This window comes from Nocardioides palaemonis, assembly GCF_018275325.1.
Taxonomy (GTDB): Bacteria; Actinomycetota; Actinomycetes; order Propionibacteriales; family Nocardioidaceae; genus Nocardioides; species Nocardioides palaemonis.
Genome location: NZ_JAGVQR010000001.1, coordinates 951,787 through 968,754 on the forward strand (window position 1 = coordinate 951,787; position 16,968 = coordinate 968,754).

General features: G+C 67.7%; 18 protein-coding genes and 2 pseudogenes. 10 read left to right on the forward strand and 10 right to left on the reverse strand.

The window, feature by feature from the left end; all coding sequences use genetic code 11:
- Positions 1-13: 13 nt before the first annotated feature.
- From KDN32_RS22195 to KDN32_RS04555, 5 genes and pseudogenes are all read right to left on the reverse strand, one after another.
- The gene (locus tag KDN32_RS22195; RefSeq protein WP_307853709.1) at positions 14-301 is read right to left on the reverse strand and encodes an EamA family transporter; all 288 of its coding nucleotides are present in this window, start codon (positions 299-301) and stop codon (positions 14-16) included.
- 268 nt (positions 302-569) lie between these two features.
- Positions 570-866, reverse strand: a pseudogene (locus KDN32_RS22200) (EamA family transporter); the annotation flags it as partial.
- Between the two features lie 29 nt (positions 867-895).
- Entirely contained in the window at positions 896-2,335 is a 1,440-nt protein-coding gene (locus KDN32_RS04545; RefSeq protein ID WP_211730899.1) for an aldehyde dehydrogenase, read from the reverse strand.
- The gene (gene thmT / locus KDN32_RS23490; RefSeq protein WP_211730900.1) at positions 2,332-2,544 is read right to left on the reverse strand and encodes a 2-hydroxymuconate tautomerase; all 213 of its coding nucleotides are present in this window, start codon (positions 2,542-2,544) and stop codon (positions 2,332-2,334) included. The genes KDN32_RS04545 and thmT overlap by 4 nt, the downstream gene beginning before the upstream one ends.
- A complete protein-coding gene (locus KDN32_RS04555; RefSeq protein WP_211730901.1) occupies positions 2,544-3,332 on the reverse strand; it encodes a 2-keto-4-pentenoate hydratase in 789 nt (262 codons plus the stop codon). The genes thmT and KDN32_RS04555 overlap by 1 nt, the downstream gene beginning before the upstream one ends.
- A 163-nt stretch (positions 3,333-3,495) precedes the next feature.
- Here KDN32_RS04555 and KDN32_RS04560 point away from each other — a divergent pair, with 163 nt between their 5' ends.
- The 5 genes from KDN32_RS04560 (at position 3,496) to KDN32_RS04580 (ending at position 7,903) form a co-directional block, all read left to right on the forward strand.
- Positions 3,496-4,299: an ABC transporter ATP-binding protein gene (locus KDN32_RS04560; protein ID WP_211730902.1), complete on the forward strand. Its 804-nt coding sequence runs from the start codon at positions 3,496-3,498 to the stop codon at positions 4,297-4,299.
- Positions 4,296-5,132, forward strand: coding sequence for an ABC transporter permease (locus KDN32_RS04565; protein WP_211730903.1), 837 nt, complete (start codon positions 4,296-4,298; stop codon positions 5,130-5,132). Before KDN32_RS04560 ends, KDN32_RS04565 begins: the two co-directional genes overlap by 4 nt.
- Positions 5,133-5,217: 85 nt before the next feature.
- Positions 5,218-6,252, forward strand: coding sequence for an ABC transporter substrate-binding protein (locus tag KDN32_RS04570; RefSeq protein ID WP_211730904.1), 1,035 nt, complete (start codon positions 5,218-5,220; stop codon positions 6,250-6,252).
- A 21-nt stretch (positions 6,253-6,273) separates the two neighbouring features.
- Positions 6,274-7,077 (forward strand): alpha/beta fold hydrolase, encoded by an 804-nt coding sequence (locus KDN32_RS04575; RefSeq protein ID WP_249216353.1) that lies wholly within the window; start codon positions 6,274-6,276, stop codon positions 7,075-7,077.
- 28 nt (positions 7,078-7,105) lie between these two features.
- On the forward strand, positions 7,106-7,903 hold the full coding sequence (locus KDN32_RS04580) for an IclR family transcriptional regulator (RefSeq protein ID WP_211730906.1): 798 nt from the start codon (positions 7,106-7,108) through the stop codon (positions 7,901-7,903).
- A 429-nt stretch (positions 7,904-8,332) separates the two neighbouring features.
- Here the strand turns inward: KDN32_RS04580 and KDN32_RS04585 are convergent, their stop codons facing one another.
- The gene (locus tag KDN32_RS04585) at positions 8,333-9,568 is read right to left on the reverse strand and encodes an ISL3 family transposase (RefSeq protein WP_211730907.1); all 1,236 of its coding nucleotides are present in this window, start codon (positions 9,566-9,568) and stop codon (positions 8,333-8,335) included.
- A gap of 599 nt (positions 9,569-10,167) precedes the next feature.
- Here KDN32_RS04585 and KDN32_RS04590 point away from each other — a divergent pair.
- From KDN32_RS04590 to KDN32_RS22795, 4 genes are all read left to right on the forward strand, one after another.
- Positions 10,168-11,610 carry an endonuclease/exonuclease/phosphatase family protein gene (locus KDN32_RS04590; RefSeq protein ID WP_211730908.1) on the forward strand — a complete coding sequence of 481 codons (1,443 nt, stop codon included), beginning with the start codon at positions 10,168-10,170 and terminating at the stop codon, positions 11,608-11,610.
- Entirely contained in the window at positions 11,580-12,029 is a 450-nt protein-coding gene (locus KDN32_RS04595; RefSeq protein WP_211730909.1) for a hypothetical protein, read from the forward strand. The genes KDN32_RS04590 and KDN32_RS04595 overlap by 31 nt, the downstream gene beginning before the upstream one ends.
- Positions 12,030-12,273: 244 nt before the next feature.
- Entirely contained in the window at positions 12,274-13,263 is a 990-nt protein-coding gene (locus tag KDN32_RS04600; RefSeq protein WP_211730910.1) for an Acg family FMN-binding oxidoreductase, read from the forward strand.
- A 140-nt stretch (positions 13,264-13,403) separates the two neighbouring features.
- Complete coding sequence (locus tag KDN32_RS22795; RefSeq protein WP_211730911.1) at positions 13,404-13,748, forward strand: glyoxalase superfamily protein; 345 nt, start codon at positions 13,404-13,406, stop codon at positions 13,746-13,748.
- 67 nt (positions 13,749-13,815) lie between these two features.
- On the opposite strand, the gene KDN32_RS04610 is transcribed toward KDN32_RS22795, so the two are convergent.
- Complete coding sequence (locus KDN32_RS04610; protein ID WP_211730912.1) at positions 13,816-14,058, reverse strand: hypothetical protein; 243 nt, start codon at positions 14,056-14,058, stop codon at positions 13,816-13,818.
- Positions 14,055-14,288: a ribbon-helix-helix protein, CopG family gene (locus KDN32_RS04615; RefSeq protein WP_129479334.1), complete on the reverse strand. Its 234-nt coding sequence runs from the start codon at positions 14,286-14,288 to the stop codon at positions 14,055-14,057. Before KDN32_RS04615 ends, KDN32_RS04610 begins: the two co-directional genes overlap by 4 nt.
- Before the next feature lie 163 nt (positions 14,289-14,451).
- Between KDN32_RS04615 and KDN32_RS04620 the strand changes: the two are divergent.
- Positions 14,452-15,064, forward strand: a pseudogene (locus KDN32_RS04620) (recombinase family protein).
- 273 nt (positions 15,065-15,337) lie between these two features.
- On the opposite strand, the gene KDN32_RS04625 reads toward KDN32_RS04620, so the two are convergent.
- A complete protein-coding gene (locus KDN32_RS04625; RefSeq protein ID WP_143554171.1) occupies positions 15,338-15,631 on the reverse strand; it encodes a hypothetical protein in 294 nt (97 codons plus the stop codon).
- Positions 15,632-15,675: 44 nt separating this feature from the next.
- Positions 15,676-16,955, reverse strand: a protein-coding gene (locus KDN32_RS04630; RefSeq protein ID WP_211730913.1) for an IS3 family transposase whose coding sequence is annotated in 2 segments (ribosomal slippage) — positions 15,676-16,667 and positions 16,667-16,955 — 1,281 coding nt in all. Because the reading frame shifts where the segments join, the coding sequence is not laid out codon by codon here.
- Positions 16,956-16,968: the final 13 nt, after the last annotated feature.

Sequence of the window (16,968 nt, forward strand, 5' to 3'; positions counted from 1 at the left end):
AAGGGGCTGGGCTTCACGATGGGAGGCCCAGCCCCTTCCTCATGCGTTTGGACGGACGGGTCGCGACCAGCACCCCGGCGAGCAGCATGGCTCCACCGGTGCTCTCAGCGAGGTTGGGGGCATCTCCGTGAACTGCCCATGCACCGACCATCGCGACCACCGGCGCCAGCAGCGCCCACGGCACCACGGCCGAGGACGGATTGCGAGAGAGCAGGGTGTTGAAGATCCCGTAGCCGACCAGGGAGGCGAGCACCACGGTGTACGCCGTGGCCGCAAGAGGACGCCAGGACAGTGCCGCCACGGCAGCAGAGACCTCGGCCGGGCCGTCGACCAGGAACGAGAGGGGCGAGCAGCGGCAGTGGGACCACCGAGGCGGACCAGATCGTCAGGCCTAGGCCCGACGGCACGGCCGCGGCTCGGGTCACCACGTTACCGGCGGCCCAGGAGAGTGCAGCCAACAGGCACAGCGCCAGGGCGACGGAGGGCCACGAGCCGTCCCGCCCGACAGCCACCACGGCCAGCCCGGTGCTCCCGAACAGCGCTCCGACCAGCTGGAGCCGCGTGGGGAGCTCGCGCAGGGCGACCGCTGCGATCACCAGCGTGAACACGACCTGACCCTGAAGCACCAGAGCGGCGAGCCCGGGCGGCATCCCCGCTGCCATGGCGACGTACAGGAAGCCGAACTGGCCCAGCGAGACAAGCCCGCCCACCGCTGCCAGCACCCGCCAGGTCACCCGGGGTCTGGCGACGAACAGAACCGCGGGGAAGAAGACCAATGCGAACCGAAGCGCGGCGAAGAGCAGTGGTGGCGTTCCTTCCATCCCCCAGTCGATGACCAGGAAGTTGATCCCCCACAAGCTGCCCATCAGGGCAGCCAGCAGGACGTCGCGCCGGTTCAGGAGGGCTTCCCCGTGATCTGCATGATCACGGCCTTGGGCTCAGTGAAGAACTCGCGGGAGAAGTTGCCGCCCTCGCGGCCGACGCCTGAGGCCCCCACGCCGCCGAAGGGGGCACGCAGGTCGCGGATGAAGAAGCAGTTGACCCAGACTGTGCCGACCTCGAGACGGGCGGACACCCGGTGGGCGGTGTGGAGGTCCTCGGTGAAGACTTGGGCGTCGAGGCCGTAGACGCTCTCGTTCGCCAGATCGACGACCTCGTCCTCGCTGTCAAAGGGGTGGATCACCACGACTGGGCCGAAGATCTCCTCCTGGACGTGGGGGCTGTCCAGCGGCATGTCGACGAGCACGGTGGGCTTGACGAACCAGCCGTCCCCCAGGCCACCGGTCAGCATCCGGCCGCCGTACTGCTCGACCGATTCGACGTAGCCCTTGACCTTCTCGAAGTGCTGCTCGGAGGCCAGCGGGCCGAACTCCGTCGCCGGGTCCAAGGGGTCGCCGAACGTCATCGCCTCCGCGGCCGCGACGAAGCGCTTCACGAACTCGTCCAGGATCGGCCGCTGCACGAACAACCGACTGCCGGAGAGGCAGATCTGGCCGGCGTTGCGGAAGATCGACTGGATCGACCAGTGCACGGCGTTGTCGAGCTCGGCGTCGGCGAAGACGATGTTGCAGTTCTTGCCCCCGAGTTCGAGTGAGACGGGGGTGAGGTTCTGCGCAGCGGCCGCGCTGATCGTCTTGCCCGTGCCGGTCTCACCGGTGAACGTGATGCGGTCCACGCGTGGGTCGCCGGTCAGCGCCGCGCCGACGGAATGACCGTAGCCGTGGACGACGTTGAAGACGCCGTCGGGGAGCCCGGCCTCGGTCGCAAGCCGCGCAAGGATGGTCGCACTGGTGGGGGTGTCCTCGGCCGGCTTGAGTACGACGGTGTTGCCCCACGCCAGGGCCGGGGCGACCTTCCATGTCTCGAGCATCAGCGGGAAGTTCCACGGCGCGATCGCGACGACGACGCCTGCGGGGTCGAACCGTGTGTAGGCGTGGTGGCCCGAGTCCATGGGCAACACCTCGGCCGTCGCCATCTTGGCGTGGTCGGCGAAGAAGCGGAAGTTCAGTGCGGCACGGGCCACGTCGTGGTGGCACTGCGCGAGTGGCTTGCCCATGTCGTGGGAGTCCGCGGCCGCCAGCTCGTCGGCGTTGGCCTCCATCAGGTCGGCCAGCCGGTGGAGCAGCCGCTGGCGTTCGCCGTACCCCAGTCGCGGCCAGGGGCCGTCGTCGAAGGCGGTGCGAGCGGCCGTCACCGCGGCTTCGGCGTCGGCCCTGTCGCCGAGGGCGACCTCCGCCCACGCTTCACGGGTCCACGGGTTGACCGTGTCGAACCTGGCACCGTCGAGGGAGTCGACCTCCTTGCCGCCGATGACGTGGGCGAAGTAGGTGCTCATGGGTTGTCCTTTCGGGGGGTGGCCGTGCGCTCGGCGATCGTGACGTCGCCGGCGGCCCAGTGAGTGGGAGGTACTTCGCGAACGACCACTCGCACGTTCTCTTGCGGGGCGTCCACTGCGGCCACAACCGCCTGGGTGAGGCCGGAGATTAGGGCACGGATCTGCTCGGGGCTGCGGCCCTCCACGAGGGTCACCTCGACGAGTGGCATCACTCGGGGCTTCCGCAGTCGAGAGCGACCTCGCCGAGCGTCGAGAAGCGGCACACCACCGTGGAGCCGGGGGTCGCGTAGACCGCGTCGGACATACCGCCGGTGAGGACCACCCAGCCGGGCTCGATCGCCAGGCCGCGCGTCGCCAGGTCGTTCACCGCGAGGGCGAGAGCCTCCGCCGGGTTGCCGAGGACGTCGGCGCCGGTTGCCTTGTGCACCACCTCGCCGTCCACGAGCACCTCGACGCTCTCACCCACCAGATCCATGCCGGGCTCGCGCTCGACCCCACCCAGGACGTAGGCGCCCGAGGAGGCGTTGTCTGCGACCACGTCGGCGGCGGTGAACTTGAAGTCGCGGTAGCGGCTGTCGATCACCTCGGCGCCGGCGCGGACGGTGCCGACCGCGGCCAGGGCTTGCTCGGCGGTGACGCCGGGGGCGACGAGGCGGTCCCGCATGACGAAGACGATCTCCGGCTCGACCCGGGGGTGGATCAGGGCATGCTGCGGGACGGGCTGACCCGTCTCGAGCGCCATCGCGTCGGTCAACCAGGCCACGAGGGGGGTGTCCACGCCCATGCGCTGCTGCTTGGCCACGCTGGTCAGACCGAGCTTGACGCCGGTGATCTTCTCACCGCGGTCGAGTCGGCGCCGCAGCGTCTCGGACTGGATGCGGTAGCCGGCGGCCACGTCGAGCTCGGGCCACTCGTCGGTGAACTTGGTGCGGTCACGTCGCTCCGCCTCACACGCGAGCAGCTCGGTGGCGACGGAGTCTTCGGTCCAGGTGGTCATGGACTCGAAGGTAGGCGTCTTCCTCGGGTCCCAGAGTCTCGCGTTCTCCGTTGGCGAACCCTTGAAGGACTTGTTCGCCTGTGAGGAACACGCAACGGGGTGATGTCCATCACAACCTACCGTCGTGGCAACAGCTCAGCGATCCCTCTCTCTGGAGTCCTCCATGACCATCACTGCCGAGGCGCCATCCGTCGCCGGCGAGTCCATCGTCATCCGTGGGTTGAGCAAGACCTACGTCACCGCCACCGGCCGTACGCCGGTGCTCGGCGGCATCGACCTCACAATCGAGCCGGGTGAGCTGATCGCCCTCGTCGGCCCGTCCGGCTGCGGCAAGTCCACCATCTTGAAGATCCTTGCCGGCCTCATCCCCTTCGACGACGGCTCGGTCGAGGTCGGCGGTCAGGAACCGCGTGAAGGGCGCCGCGACGTCGGCTTCATGCTCCAGCAGGCCGTGCTCATGCCGTGGCGCTCGGTCGCTGGGAACGTTCGGCTGCCCTTCGATCTCGCCGGTAGGAAGGGTCCCGACGTCACCGCCCGAGTCAGCGAGCTCATCGAACTCGTAGGCCTTTCACACGCGGTCGACAGCAACCCGTGGGAGCTCTCCGGCGGGATGCAGCAGCGGGTCTCCCTGGCCCGGGCACTGTCTCTCGACCCCGGTGTGATGCTCCTGGACGAGCCGTTCTCCGCGCTCGACGAGTTCAAGCGTGAGCACCTCGGCCTGGAGTTCACCCGCATGCACGAGGAGCTGGGGCGCACGACACTCCTGGTGACCCACTCCATCCCGGAGGCCGTCCTGATGGCCGACCGGATCATCTGCCTTGACGCCAACCCCGGCCGCATCGCCGCCGACGTCAAGGTCGACCTGCCGCGCCCGCGGTCCGCGGCCATGATCGGCTCCACCAGATTCCTGGAGATCAGCCTCGAGGTTCGTGAGGCACTCGTCGGAGAGGACGGGACCATCGCATGACCATCACGACCAGAGCCACGCTGCCGGAGGCGCCACCGGCCTCCCCGGATCGACGTGCGAACAAGACCCGCCCCTGGCTCGACACCGCAGCGGCACGCTTCGGCCTGCCCTTCGTCGTGCTCGCTGCCGCGATCCTCGGCTGGGAGGTCTCGGTCCAGACCGGGCTCGTCAACCCGATCACCGTCCCGGCCGCCTCCGACACCTTCGCCGCCCTCATCGAAATCAGCCAGACTCGCTACTTCTGGGAGTCGACCTGGCTCACCTTGCAGGAGACCATCTACGGCTTTCTCATCGGCGGCACCGCCGGCCTGCTGATCGGAGCGCTGACTGGGACGTTCAAGCTCTTCCGCACGGCGTTATGGCCCTTCGTCGTCGCCTTCCAGAACACCCCGCGCGTCGCGCTCGCCCCCGTCTTCCTGACCTGGTTCGGGTTCGGCATGACGTCGAAGGTCGTGATGGCGGCTGTGATCTGCTTCTTCCCGGTTGTGATCAACACCGTGGCGGGCATCGCCTCGGTCGACGACAACGCGCGCACCCTGTTCCGGACCTACGGCGCCACCACCCAGCAGACCTTCTTCCGGCTCACGCTCCCAACCGCAGCCCCGATCACCTTCGCGGGCATCAAGACAGCACTCACGTTGGCTCTCCTCGGCGCGATCGTCGGCGAGTTCGTCGGCGCCTCCGAGGGCCTCGGCGTCCTGGTCAAGGAGTTCAACTTCCAGCTCGACGTCGCGAAGGGATTCGCGGTCGTGGTCTTCCTAGCCATCATCGGCCTCGTCCTCTACGCCCTGATCGAGCTCCTCGAACGCCGCCTCATCACCTGGAAGCACTGACGCGCCTGCGTCAGCCCGCTCTCGGAACCCACCAGGGCCAGGCCGGCCCCTGCCGGCCTGCCCACCACACCAAAGGATGACCCCCATGAAGAACAAGAAGATGAGCCTGGCAGCGGCCACCGTGCTGGCCTTCACGCTGGCCGCCTGCGGTGGCGGAGCCGAGGGTGACGCGAAGTCATCCGGCCAAACCGAGATCCTGCTGCCCTTCCCCGAAGGACTGCCCATGGCCCCCGTGACGGTCGCCAAGGAGCGCGGGATCTTCGCCGAGAACGGCCTCGACGACGTCAAGATCTCGGTCGCCGACGGCTCCGGCTACGTCTCCCAGCAACTCGTGGCCGGCAACGTCAACTTCGCGCTCATCGGCTCCGCTGACATCGCCGTGGCCGCCTCCAAGCGCGACGACGTCCGCGTGCTGTTCTGCCACCAGGCGCACAACGTCTACCGGATCGCCGCGCTGGCCGAGAGCGGTGTCACCGACCTCGAGGGGTTCAGCGGCAAGACGCTCGGGATCACCGAGCCGGGCGGCGGCGAGAACGCGCTGGTCAAGGCCGCGCTCGCCGACGCTGGGCTGACGGAGGACGTCACCACGCTGCCGATCGGTGGCGCCGGGCCGCAGTCGCTCGCCGCGATCAAGGGCGGCAAGGTCGACGGCTACAGCTCCTCCTACCCCGACTTCGTCTCGCTCGGTTCGGAGGGCGTCGAGTTCGTCGACGTGACCCCGGAGAAGTACTCCTCGGTCCCTGGAACCTGTATGGCCACCACGCAGGAGTTCCTCGACACCGACGCCGGTAAGAAGGAGGCCCAGGCGGTCACCCAGAGCTGGATCGACGCCGAGTACTACACACTGGAGAACCAAGACGAGTCCTACGACATCGTCTGCGGCGCCGTCCCATCCGCCTGCGAGAACGAGGACGCCTCGCGCGCCCTGTTCGAAGAGGCGCTCGCCGTGATGGCTCCCGACGAGGGCAACCGCCCCGGTGACACGACTCCCGAGGTCTGGGAGACCGTCGTAGAGATCCTGGCCTCGTCCGACACCGTTCCCGCCGACCTCGACCTGACGGACAACGTCAGCGGCGGCACCGTCGGGGAGATCCGCGACGCTGTCTACGAGAGCCACTGACCCGCGATGACCGTCGGGTCCATGGTTCGCGTCGGCGCCCTCGACACCCACGTGGTGGACGAGGGCGCCGGCGCGCCGGTCCTCCTGCTCCACGGCTCCGGCCCAGGCGTCAGCGCGCTGGCCAACTGGCGCCTGACGTTGCCGGCACTGGTCGCGGCGGGACGTCGTACCATCGCACCCGACCTGATCGGCTTCGGCCAGACGGTGCCACCGACCGACCACCGCTACACGATGGAGAGTTGGGTCGAACACGTCGTCGCTCTCATGGATGTGCTCGACCTCGACACGACCGACCTGGTCGGCAACTCCTTCGGAGGCGCCCTCGCCCTGCGGCTCGCGATCGAGCACCCCGAGCGGGTGCGGCGGCTCGTGCTAATGGGCTCGGTCGGCGTCCCGTTCGAGATCACGCCCGGACTCCAGACGGTGTGGGGCTACCGCGCCAGCGTCGAGGGGATGCGGGAGGTACTCGACACGTTCACCTACGACGGTGCCGGCATCACCGATGACCTCGCGCAACTGCGCTACGAGTCCTCCATCGCCGAGGGCGCGGACCAGCGGTTCGCCGCGATGTTCCCGGCACCGCGCCAGCGCTGGGTCGACGCCATGGCAAGCCACGAGGACGAGGTGCGCGGCATCTCCGCACCGACGCTGCTGGTCCACGGCCGGGACGACCGGGTCATCCCCGTGGCCACCTCCCAGCGGCTGCTCGAGCTGATCCCGCGGGCCGACCTGCACGTCTTCGGTCAGACCGGGCACTGGACCCAGATCGAGCGTACCGACGAGTTCAACACGCTTCTTGTCCGGTTCCTCGATGGTCAGGGCTGACACCGCCGGCACGGGCTAGCCTCGTCAGATGGCAGCGGACCCGGACCACCTGCTCGTCAGGAGCACGCCTCGCCGCGCCGGCCAGGGCCGCGGCGAGGCGCTGCGGTCGGTCAACATCGCCCTCGACGTCCTCGAATGCTTCGCCACCGACAACGAGCTCGGGGTCACCGACATCGCGCGGCGACTCGGGATCGCCAAGTCCACGGCCCACCGCATGCTGTCGGTGCTGGGGAACCGCGGCTACGTCGAGCAGGTGCCTGCTACGGGCCGCTACCGTCTGGGTATCCACGTCTACGAGCTCGGCCAACTCGCCCAGGCACGCAGCAGCCTGCGCCACGTCGCTCTGCCGGTGATGCGCTACCTCGCCGAGACCACCGGGCTGACGGTCAACCTGTCCGTCCCCGACGGACCCGACGTCGTCTTCGTCGAACGCATCGAGAAGCCCGGCCTCGAGGAAGAGCTCGACCGCATCGGCCGTCGCCTCCCCGCCCACGTCACCAGCTCGGGCAAGGTGATCGCGGCCTTCAACCCCGCGGTCGATCGCGCCCGGCGCGAGGCCGGCTTCCCGCCACGCGTCAGCCGAACCGTCCGGTCGGTCGCCCACTGGGAGAGCGAGCTGACGATGGCCCGCCGCCACGGCTTCGCCACCTCGGAGTCGGAGTCCATCAACGACGTCTCCACCGTCGCAGTACCAATCCGCAACGTCGCCGGCCTCGCCGTCGCCGCCATCTCGATGATGGGACCCACCGAACAGATCCGCGCCGACATCCCGCGGCTCGCCCAACTCCTCACCACCGAGAGCCGGCGAATCGGCCGCCAGCTCTGATCTCAGCACCTCGGTCAGGGACAGCTGACCGGCCCTGCCGGGCATCGGGCACGGGCAACGGCGCGCGGGTTGCGCTAGTAGATCGACCGGCCCGAGGGCACGGGCTACTCGTCAGAAGCGCGACACCACCGACCAGTGGCGACTCCTGATTGCGGACACCCCGCGAGTAGGAACGGCTCGAGGAGCTATGCACCGACGTCGACCTGCTACGCAAGACTGTCGCGATCAACCAGAACGAGATCGACCACCTCGCGACCTTTGGCCGCCGACCGAGTAACCCTGGCGCAACCTTTGCGGGCGACGAGGGTCCGTCCCGCAAATCGATCCGCTTGCGGGAACTCCTCCTCTACAACTCGAGCCACCGGCTCCGGAATCTCCTGGATGTTTCGGGGGGACGCTGCCTCACCTGCATAAACGGCCCTTCCCAGTTCAGCATGGTTCGGGTCTGATCGCTGGCCTGCGTCGGTAGGGGCGTGAGCCGTCGGCGGCGAGCAGGATCCGGATGCGGTAGTTGGTGAAGTTGCGGAAGCCGTGGGCAAGTCGGCGGGTCTTCTCGATGACACCGTTGATCGCCTCCGTTCCGCCGTTGCTGACGCCACCGGTGGTGAAGTAGGCGAGGATCTCCTCGCGCCAGCGACGCAGGGTCTTGCCGAGCCGCTTGACCTCGGGGATCGGGCAGGTGTGCAGGGTGTCGAGGACCTTCTCCGCGACCTCTCGACCTCGCTGCGGGGTCTCGGCGTGGTAGATCGAGCGGACCAGCTGGTAGCACCGCCAGGCCACTTCGACCTCGTAGTCGGGGTCGCCGACAGGTAGGTACGTCTCGAGCCGCTGGCGTTGCCGGTCGGTGAGGTGTTCCTCGCCGGTGAGAAGGGTCCGGCGGATCTTGTAGAGCGGGTCGTCCTTGTGACCTCGTCGACGCAGGGTCGCCTGCTGGACCCTGCGTCGGACGTCGTCGAGGGCATTGCCGGCCAGCTTCACGACGTGGAACGCATCGAGGACCGCGACCGCGTCGGGGAGCTCGTCGCGAATCGCGTTGGCGTAGCCACGGAACGGGTCCAGAGCAGCGTGTTCGATGGTGACCTTGACGTCGACTCCCTCCACGCCCTGATCGGTGAGCCAGTCGGCGTAGACCTTCCCGGAGCGGCCCTGGACGGCGTCGAGGAGCCGGGCACGCAGGCAGCCGTCCGGGTCGCGGGTCAGGTCGACCATCACCGTGACCGCCTTGTCGAGGCTCGCGATCTTGGAGGGACGCCAGATGTGCTCGTCCACGCCGATGGTCTTGACGTTCCCCAGTCGGGCCGGGTCAGCGATCCGCTGCGATGCCGCGGTCTTGATCGCCGACCAGCAGGTGTCCCACGCGACCCCGAGATGGCGAGCGATCGCGGACACCGTGGTGTCGTCATGGCGCAACGCATCGACCGCCCAGGCCGTGGCCCTGGTCGTGAGTTTGGCCCGAGCCGGTGCGTAGGGATGATCCTCGGTCCACGTCGAGCGCGGGCACGACGGCTCGGGGCAGCGCCAGATCCGCTTGCGCCACCGCACCCGCACCGGCCGCCCGAAGCACGGCGCGTCATGGAGGACCTGGACGCGACGGCCGTGACCGATCGCGACCACCCCGCAGTCCGGGCATCCGGTCAGGTCGGCGTCGGACTCGACATCGAGCACCAGCGTGCCGTCGACGCGGGCGAGGACGGCGAGGACGGCGAGGACATGGACGCCCTCGACACCGAAGAGTTCATCAGCCCGCGCACACCACCGAGGAGACGGCGAGGGCGCGCAGGCGCACGTAGAGTGCGTCAACGTCAGGGTCTTTCGTTCAGCAGCTTGGTCGCCGCCGATCGTGAAGGCCCTGACGTCTTCTCAGCCCCCCGACACGCCGACCGTTCCCAACACCTCAACCACGCTCATCTGGGAAGGGCCGCATAAACCCAGGGTGGGGCGCCGCGTCCCCCCGCCATTCGACGGTTCAGGGGACGGATGCGGGGACGCTGAGGAGCCACGCTGCGGCTCGTGACCAAAGTCCGCAGCGCCAGGGTGTCCGATTCGCGCGCGCCGCGGTTGCTTATCCGTGGTGTGAGGACGTTGCGACAGCTCTCGACCCGCGCCGCGCGGTACGTACAGACACGGTCATGGCCGGGCGCCAGGTTGGTCTTCGTTCCTCAGGTCGGGGGGCTCGACGGTCTTCATGTAGCGGGTGGCGCCTTCGACGCTGAGTCCGAAGAGGTCGTAGTTCCTAGAGATTGGCTCCCGAGGGGGGCGCAGTCGTGAAGAAGGCCATCCTGCTCAGCCTGCCGCTGGTGCTGATCTGTCCGCTGCTGTTGCTCATGCTCGGCATGGGCAACGCCAACATCGAGGCCGTCCGCGCCGCCTGCGCCCCCACAGTCAACTCGACCATGGGCGGGTCGTTCGGCATCGGCACCCTCAACTGGCGGGGCGCCTCGCACTACAGGACCAACCCGCATCCCAGCGAGCGGCCGTACGCCGAGCGGGTCCCGAACATGGTCACAAAGATCGGCGCCTCAGCTGTATCGATCGTTGGGTTTCAGGAGTTCGAGTCGCCGCAGGCCCAGGCGTTCCTCAATGCCACCGGCGGGGCTTGGGACATCGTTGCCGGCAAACGCCGCGGGAGGCCATCAACGGCTGACGCCATCGCGTATCAGACCGGAGCGTGGACGGTCGATGAGGTTCGCTACGTGTCAATCAGGTACGGCAGTCCGGTCATTCAGGTCCCGTTGGTCCGGTTCACCTCAAGGGGGGACTTGGGGTCCGTCTGGGTGCTGAACACCCACCATCCGGCCGACGCTGTCGGAGGAACCGATGCGATGAGAGACGCCGCCGTTCGAACCGAATCGCAGGCCCTTGCGCAGTTGCACGAGAGCGAGCCAAACACGCCCCTCCTGCTGACCGGCGACATGAACGACAGGGCTCGGTTCAGGCAACTCTTCCTCTCCTTAGCCGGTGGCTGGTCGACCGCGAATCCCAACGACGAGCAGATCGACTGGATCATGGGTAGCCCCGCCGTCGCCTTCTCTGGGACCGTCGTCGACCGGAGCACCAACGACGGAGCGCACAGCTACACCGACCATCCGTTCGTCCACACCACCGCGCAGCTGACCGGTCCCGCGACCAGCGGGACGCAGGACGGCGCTGGTCTAGGTGTGATGCCTGCCGTCGAGGCGTCACCCGGTGGCCCGGTGGCCGGTGAGGTGCTGGTCGCGAACGCGAACATCAAGACCCGCGGCGGCTTCGACCCGGGTGTCCGCGCTCTCGCTGCGCCGTCGCCGGACTTCATCACCCTCAACGAGGTCCGCGACGTGCCGCCGAGCCAGATGCGCTCGGCCGCGCCGGGTTATGACGCCTACCGCGAGGAGGCCGTCGATGACACCCCAGGAGGCCGTGAGCAGTCGATGAACAACGCGATCATGTGGCGCACCGACACCTGGACTCTGCTCGACGGTGGCCGCGTGAAGATCGTTGACGACGACCAGGTCGTCGTTGGGGACGGCGACAGGTTGTGGGATCGGTATGCAGCTTGGGGGTTGTTCCAGCGCACGGATGGAGCCGTGGGCTCGGTGATCGCGGTGCACCACATGACCAACGGCTTGCGGGCGTTGACGACCGCTTGGCGTTGCTACCGTCCCACGGCATGGCTGCTAGACAAGCGACCGTCCTCGACGTGGACCGAATGGTGGAGCTGGCTGAGATGAAGCGTCGCGAGTACGAGCCCCACGCACCGGTGTTCCAGCGTCCAGCGAACGACGCCGCCGAAGTCCATCGAGCCTGGCTCGTACAACTCGTTGAAGACGAGGAGGTCGGAACCTTCGTGCACGAAGCGGAGGATGACTCAGTCGACGGATTCATCATCATTACGCCGGTCCCGGCGCCCCCGGTCTATGACCCCGGGGGCTTGTCCTCGCTCATCGACGACTTCACGGTGAGTTCCCCCGAGCGTTGGAAGACCTCGGGAGCGGCGCTTCTCGACATCGCTACAAACTGGGCACACCAGCGAGGTGCCGTCCAAGTCGTCGTGGTCAGCGGTCCCCACGACCAGCCGAAGAGAGACCTGCTCAAATCGGCCGGGCTCTTCGTTGCGTCCGAGTGGTTCACCGCCCCCTTGACCTCTTGAGGGCAATGGCCCCGACTCGACAGACGGTGACAAAGTCCCGCTGGCCGATCCCTCAGCGAGACGCTCACGAATAGTTGCGATCGTGCGATCGTGCGGCCGAAGCGTGGCTGCTGGTCCTTGATGCTCAACCAGCCTGCCTGGGTCTCGCGGACCTTGCCGAGGTGCACACCGCTCAGGACTTTTGACCCTTTCGCGCCTGGCTGCTGTCCGGCGAGCGTGGATGCAGCCCCTCAAGGAGCACTTCATGCCCACACCTGGCTTTTCGTTGATGGAGATCGTCGAAGGCGCCGCGCGAGCGCCGTCCTCGCACAACACCCAACCGTGGCGGTTCGCGGTAAGACCGGGCGAGATCGACGTGTTTGCCGATCGCGAGCGCCGGCTCCCGGTGAACGATCCGCACGACCGTGAACTAACGATCAGCTGCGGTGCCGCCCTGCTCAACGCACGGGTCGAGACCGCACGCCAAGGACGCGGCGCCCGCTCGCTCCTATTGCCTGAAGCCGCGGACCCGGACTGGCTGGCAACCCTGGCGCTCAGCCCCGACTTAGCAGCCGATGAGGACCTCGCGGCGTTGCGAGAAGCCATCGGCTCCCGACGTACGTGCCGCGGGAGGTTCTCTGGCGGCGAGGTGAGTGCAGACGTGCTTGCGCAGATGCGCGCCGCCATAGCTGCCGAGGGCGCCGTGCTGCACGTCGTCACCGGAGATGCCAAAGACGAGGTTGCCGAGCTGGTCGACGAGGCAGACCGCGCCCAATTCGCTGACGCAGCCTGGCGACACGAGCTCGCCACCTGGATGCGGGGGCCCAGCCACGAGGACGGACTGCCGGTTGCACGCGTGACCGGGCACATCACCCGCTGGGTCGTGCGCAGGTTCGACCTCGGTCCGCGCATCGGAAAGCAGGACGCCAACTTGGTGAGAGCTGCACCGGCCCTGCTGGCGATTGGCACTGTCGAGGACGACGTCGTCAACTGGCTGCGCGCAGGCCAGGCCCTCCAGCGCTCCCTGCTGCTCGCCGCGCATGAGGGCCTGGCGGCAGGATTCATGAACCAGCCGTGCCAGATGCGGGCGGAGTTGCGTGGCGAGCTCGCCGCCGTCTTGGGGACCGACCACACCCCGCAGCTGATCTACCGACTCGGGCACCCAGCCCAGTCTCCGCCACCCAGCCGCCGCCGAGCCACTGCCGACCTCATCGTTCCGTCCCACCGTGATGCAGCTTGGAGGTCGCGGCGTTAAGACGGCCGTCGTGTGACGGTCCGGCTTCGGTCACGCTCCGCAAACCCATCCCTCTGTGCGCGCGTCCCGCGCGACGATCGGACTACGAGCCTCAATATCAGGGGCTGCCCAACGACTCACTTGTACGGGAGACTCCAATCGTGACCGAGTCTCTAGCCCCGATCTTGAGCGTGACCGATGCCAGTGCCGCCGTCGCGTGGTACCAGCAGCTCGGCTTTGTGAAGGAGTGGGAGCATCGATTCGAACCTGGGCTTCCGCTATACGTCGGCATCGCACGAGGTGATCTGAAGATGCATCTCTCGGAGCACGCCGGCGACGCGCACCCGGGCACGCTCGTCTACCTCTACATCGAAGACCTCGATGCTGTAGCCGACGCGCTTGGTGTCACCGAGATCGATGACATGCCCTGGGGTCGTGACTTCGAGGTTGCCGACCCCTACGGCAACCGCCTGAGAGTTGGTACCGCTGGTGCCGCCACTGGCTGATTGGCCCGTGGCCTCGCCTGAACGGGCACCGAAAGGGGATCCCGCACCGGGTCGTGAGCCGCCCAGTTCAGGGGAGGAGATCCCAGTACTGCTTACGGGCCGGCATGGCGTGGATGACCATCTCGTCGCCGCTCTCAAAGATCAGGACGACGGTCTCGAGTAGGCGGGCCTGGGTGTCGAAGCCGAGCCGTAGTTCGCGGTGCGGCCAGTCCTCATCATCAATCGGCTCGAGCCAGAGCGGCCAGTCGGCTGCCTGAACTGCGTCCTCTGGGAGCACCCCGTGTCTGAGCGCGCTGTCGTGGACCTTCACGCCGCAGAGCTGGCCAGCGCCCTGCGGATTGCTTCGGATCTCGAGATGTGCTCTCGCTCGGCGATCGCGTCGACCGCAGCGAGCTCCTCCGCTGTGAGGCGTACTGCAACGACCTGCATCGGCTCGGCACCACGTCCGGGCCGGCCGCGTCCGCGGCGCTTCATCTCCTCGACGTCGTAGCCAGCTTCGGCTTCGTCCGCCCATTGCTGGATCTGCTCTTCGCTGACCATGGCCAAAATCGTATTACGAAAAGCGAGTCGAGGGAAGGAGCGGAGTGACGGTACTTGCGGGCCGGGGAAGAAGGGAAGTCCCTGGGGGTGTCGGGTTCGGCCCGACGCCCGAGCCGACCACATCCCGTGGCGTGGCCGGGCCAACCCCTTTGGGAGGTGCGCCATGAGCGCCCTACTTGTCGGGTACGCCCGATGCTCCACCGATCAACAAGACCTGACCGCGCAACGAGACGGCCTGCTCGGCCTCGGTGTCGAGGCCGAGCGGATCTATGTCGACCATGGCCTGACCGGCACCAACCGCGAACGCCCCGGACTCCGCGAGGCACTGGCCGCCTGCCGCGCGGGAGACACCTTGGTTGTCACCAAGCTCGACCGCCTGGCCCGGTCCCTGCCCGACGCTCGCGCTCGCCGACGAGCTCACCACCCGGCAGATCAGCCTCTCGCTTGGCGGGTCGGTCTACGATCCGACCGACGCAGTCGGGCGGCTGCTGTTCAACGTCCTGGCCATGGTCGCCGAGTTCGAGTCCGACCTGATCCGACTACGCACGGTCGAGGGCATGAAGGTCGCCAAGGCCAAGGGTCGACTCAAGGGCAAGCAACCCAAGCTGAGCCGCAAGCAGGAGGCACACCTTGTGTCGCTGGTGCACAGCGGCGAGTACAGCACCCTGGAGGTAGCCGAACTGTTCGGCGTCGGACGCTCCACCGTCTGCCGCGCCATTGAGCGTCAACGCACCGCTGCGAAGGCAGAACTGGCTGACGCCTCCTCACGACGCTAATTGCCACTCGCCGGCGTCCCGCAACTGACTCCCTCGCGGGACGCCGACGATCCGAACTGGGCGGAGCCGGTCACGCATCACGCCATTTCCGTAAGCGGTTCGCTGATCGGGCGGCGTCCCCGGGGCAGGGGAGTCCGCGCGGGGCCTTCCCGGTTGCGGGCGCCGCTCCCCGGTCTCAATCTTCCCGTGTCCATCACCCACCTACGTGAATCCTCGTTCCCTGAGGTGGGAGAACCAACCTGGCAGCCCTCGTGGTCTGGGAGCCCGGACAGCTCAATCGGATGACGTGAGGCCCCGGATGTTCGCACCGGGCGGTTGCCTTGCAGTCCGCTCACGCAACCACCTAGTGGTGCCAGCAGCCATGCCCCGCGACTTGGGCGTCTGGTGCACGGGGACCACGATCAGCGAAGCCTCACCCTCCAGGGACCACTTGATGGCGTGATAGACCGCTGACAGCGATTCGGTGCTGTCCACGGCGACCAGCCCGGGCGCCACAAGCCGAGCCTCGTGCCACGGCCCCTCCAGGTCAGGCAGGTCCTCCGAGGTCCAAGCGAGATACACAGTCATGCGGCGGAATCTAGGTGAACCGCCCCGGCAAGTCCGGAGACTTTCTAGTTTGAGACTCCAGCTGTTGCTGGGGTCTGGTGGTGAGCGTAGTGAGCCTGCTCGGCCTCGACCGGCGTGAGGTCGTCGCAGTACTCGAACGGTCGACGGTGGTTGAACCAGTCGGCCCATTCGGCGGTGGCGATCTCGAGGTCATCGAGTCCCTTCCACGGCCGTCGCGGTTTGACCAGTTCGGTCTTGTAGAGCCCGATCACGGACTCGGCCAGGGCGTTGTCGTAGGACGAGCCCACTGCCCCGGTCGAGGGCTTGATCCCGGCGGTGTCGAGCCGCTCGGAGTAGGCCACGGACATGTACTGGACTCCGTGGTCGTGGTGCGCGATCAGACCGGTCAGGTCCTTGCCCTCGCGGCTGCGGGTCCAGATCGCCTGCTCGACCGCGTCGACGACGAGCTGGCTGGTCATCGTCGTGGCCACCGACCAGCCCAGGATCCGCCGGGCGTAGGCGTCGATGACGAACGCCGTGTAGCACCAGCCCGACCACGTTGAGACATAGGTGAAGTCGGCAACCCAGAGCCGGTCGGGTGCCAGCGGCGCGAAGTTCCGGTCGACCAGGTCCAGTGGCTTCGCGCCCTTCGGGTCGCTGATCGTGGTCCGCTTGACCTTCCCGCGCACGGCACCGGCCAGGCCGAGGTCGCCCATCAACCGTTCCACGGTGCAGCGCGCGATCGGCAGCTCGTCTTCGGGCCGTTCGCGGTTCAGGGTGAGCCACACCTTCCGTGCGCCGTAGACGCCGTAGTTCGACGCGTGGACCGCGGCGATCCTGGGCTTCAGCTCCTCGTCGCGCTGCTCGCGGACGGTGGGCTTGCGGACACGGTGCTCGTAGTAGGTCGCGGGGGCGATCTTGGCGCCCAGCTGGGTGAGCTGGTCGCAGATCAACTCGACACCCCAGCGCAGACCATCGCCGTCGCGCACACCGACGTGCTCGTCGACGTAGCGCACGATCAGCGCTGTGGCCGGTCGAGTTCGGCCGCGAAGAAAACCGAAGCGGACTTGAGGATGGCGTTGGCTCGCTTGAGCTCGGCATTCTCCCGCTTCAACCGCTTCAGCTCCGCCGATTCCTCTGTCGTCATCCCCGGCCGCCGGCCGGCATCGACCTCAGCCTGGCGGCACCACTTCCGGACGGTCTCTGGCGTTCCGACACCGAGCAGCTCGGCGACCTTGCTCATCGCCGCCCACTCCGACTCGTGGACGGCCCTGATCTCGGCGACCATCCGGACCGCGCGCTCACGCAGCTCGGCCGGGTACCTCGTTGACTTGCTCCCTGACATGACTCCAACCTTC

What these genes read in the sequence shown, in the direction of transcription:
- thmT (WP_211730900.1), bottom strand. Translation starts at nt 2,544, where the DNA reads ATGCCACTCGTCGAGGTGACCCTCGTGGAGGGCCGCAGCCCCGAGCAG.
- KDN32_RS04560 (WP_211730902.1), top strand. Translation starts at nt 3,496, where the DNA reads ATGACCATCACTGCCGAGGCGCCATCCGTCGCCGGCGAGTCCATCGTC.
- KDN32_RS04565 (WP_211730903.1), top strand. Translation starts at nt 4,296, where the DNA reads ATGACCATCACGACCAGAGCCACGCTGCCGGAGGCGCCACCGGCCTCC.
- KDN32_RS04625 (WP_143554171.1), bottom strand. Translation starts at nt 15,631, where the DNA reads ATGACTGTGTATCTCGCTTGGACCTCGGAGGACCTGCCTGACCTGGAG.
- KDN32_RS04615 (WP_129479334.1), bottom strand. Translation starts at nt 14,288, where the DNA reads ATGGTCAGCGAAGAGCAGATCCAGCAATGGGCGGACGAAGCCGAAGCT.
- KDN32_RS04600 (WP_211730910.1), top strand. Translation starts at nt 12,274, where the DNA reads ATGCCCACACCTGGCTTTTCGTTGATGGAGATCGTCGAAGGCGCCGCG.
- KDN32_RS04580 (WP_211730906.1), top strand. Translation starts at nt 7,106, where the DNA reads ATGGCAGCGGACCCGGACCACCTGCTCGTCAGGAGCACGCCTCGCCGC.
- KDN32_RS04545 (WP_211730899.1), bottom strand. Translation starts at nt 2,335, where the DNA reads ATGAGCACCTACTTCGCCCACGTCATCGGCGGCAAGGAGGTCGACTCC.
- KDN32_RS04555 (WP_211730901.1), bottom strand. Translation starts at nt 3,332, where the DNA reads ATGACCACCTGGACCGAAGACTCCGTCGCCACCGAGCTGCTCGCGTGT.
- KDN32_RS04575 (WP_249216353.1), top strand. Translation starts at nt 6,274, where the DNA reads ATGGTTCGCGTCGGCGCCCTCGACACCCACGTGGTGGACGAGGGCGCC.
- KDN32_RS04570 (WP_211730904.1), top strand. Translation starts at nt 5,218, where the DNA reads ATGAAGAACAAGAAGATGAGCCTGGCAGCGGCCACCGTGCTGGCCTTC.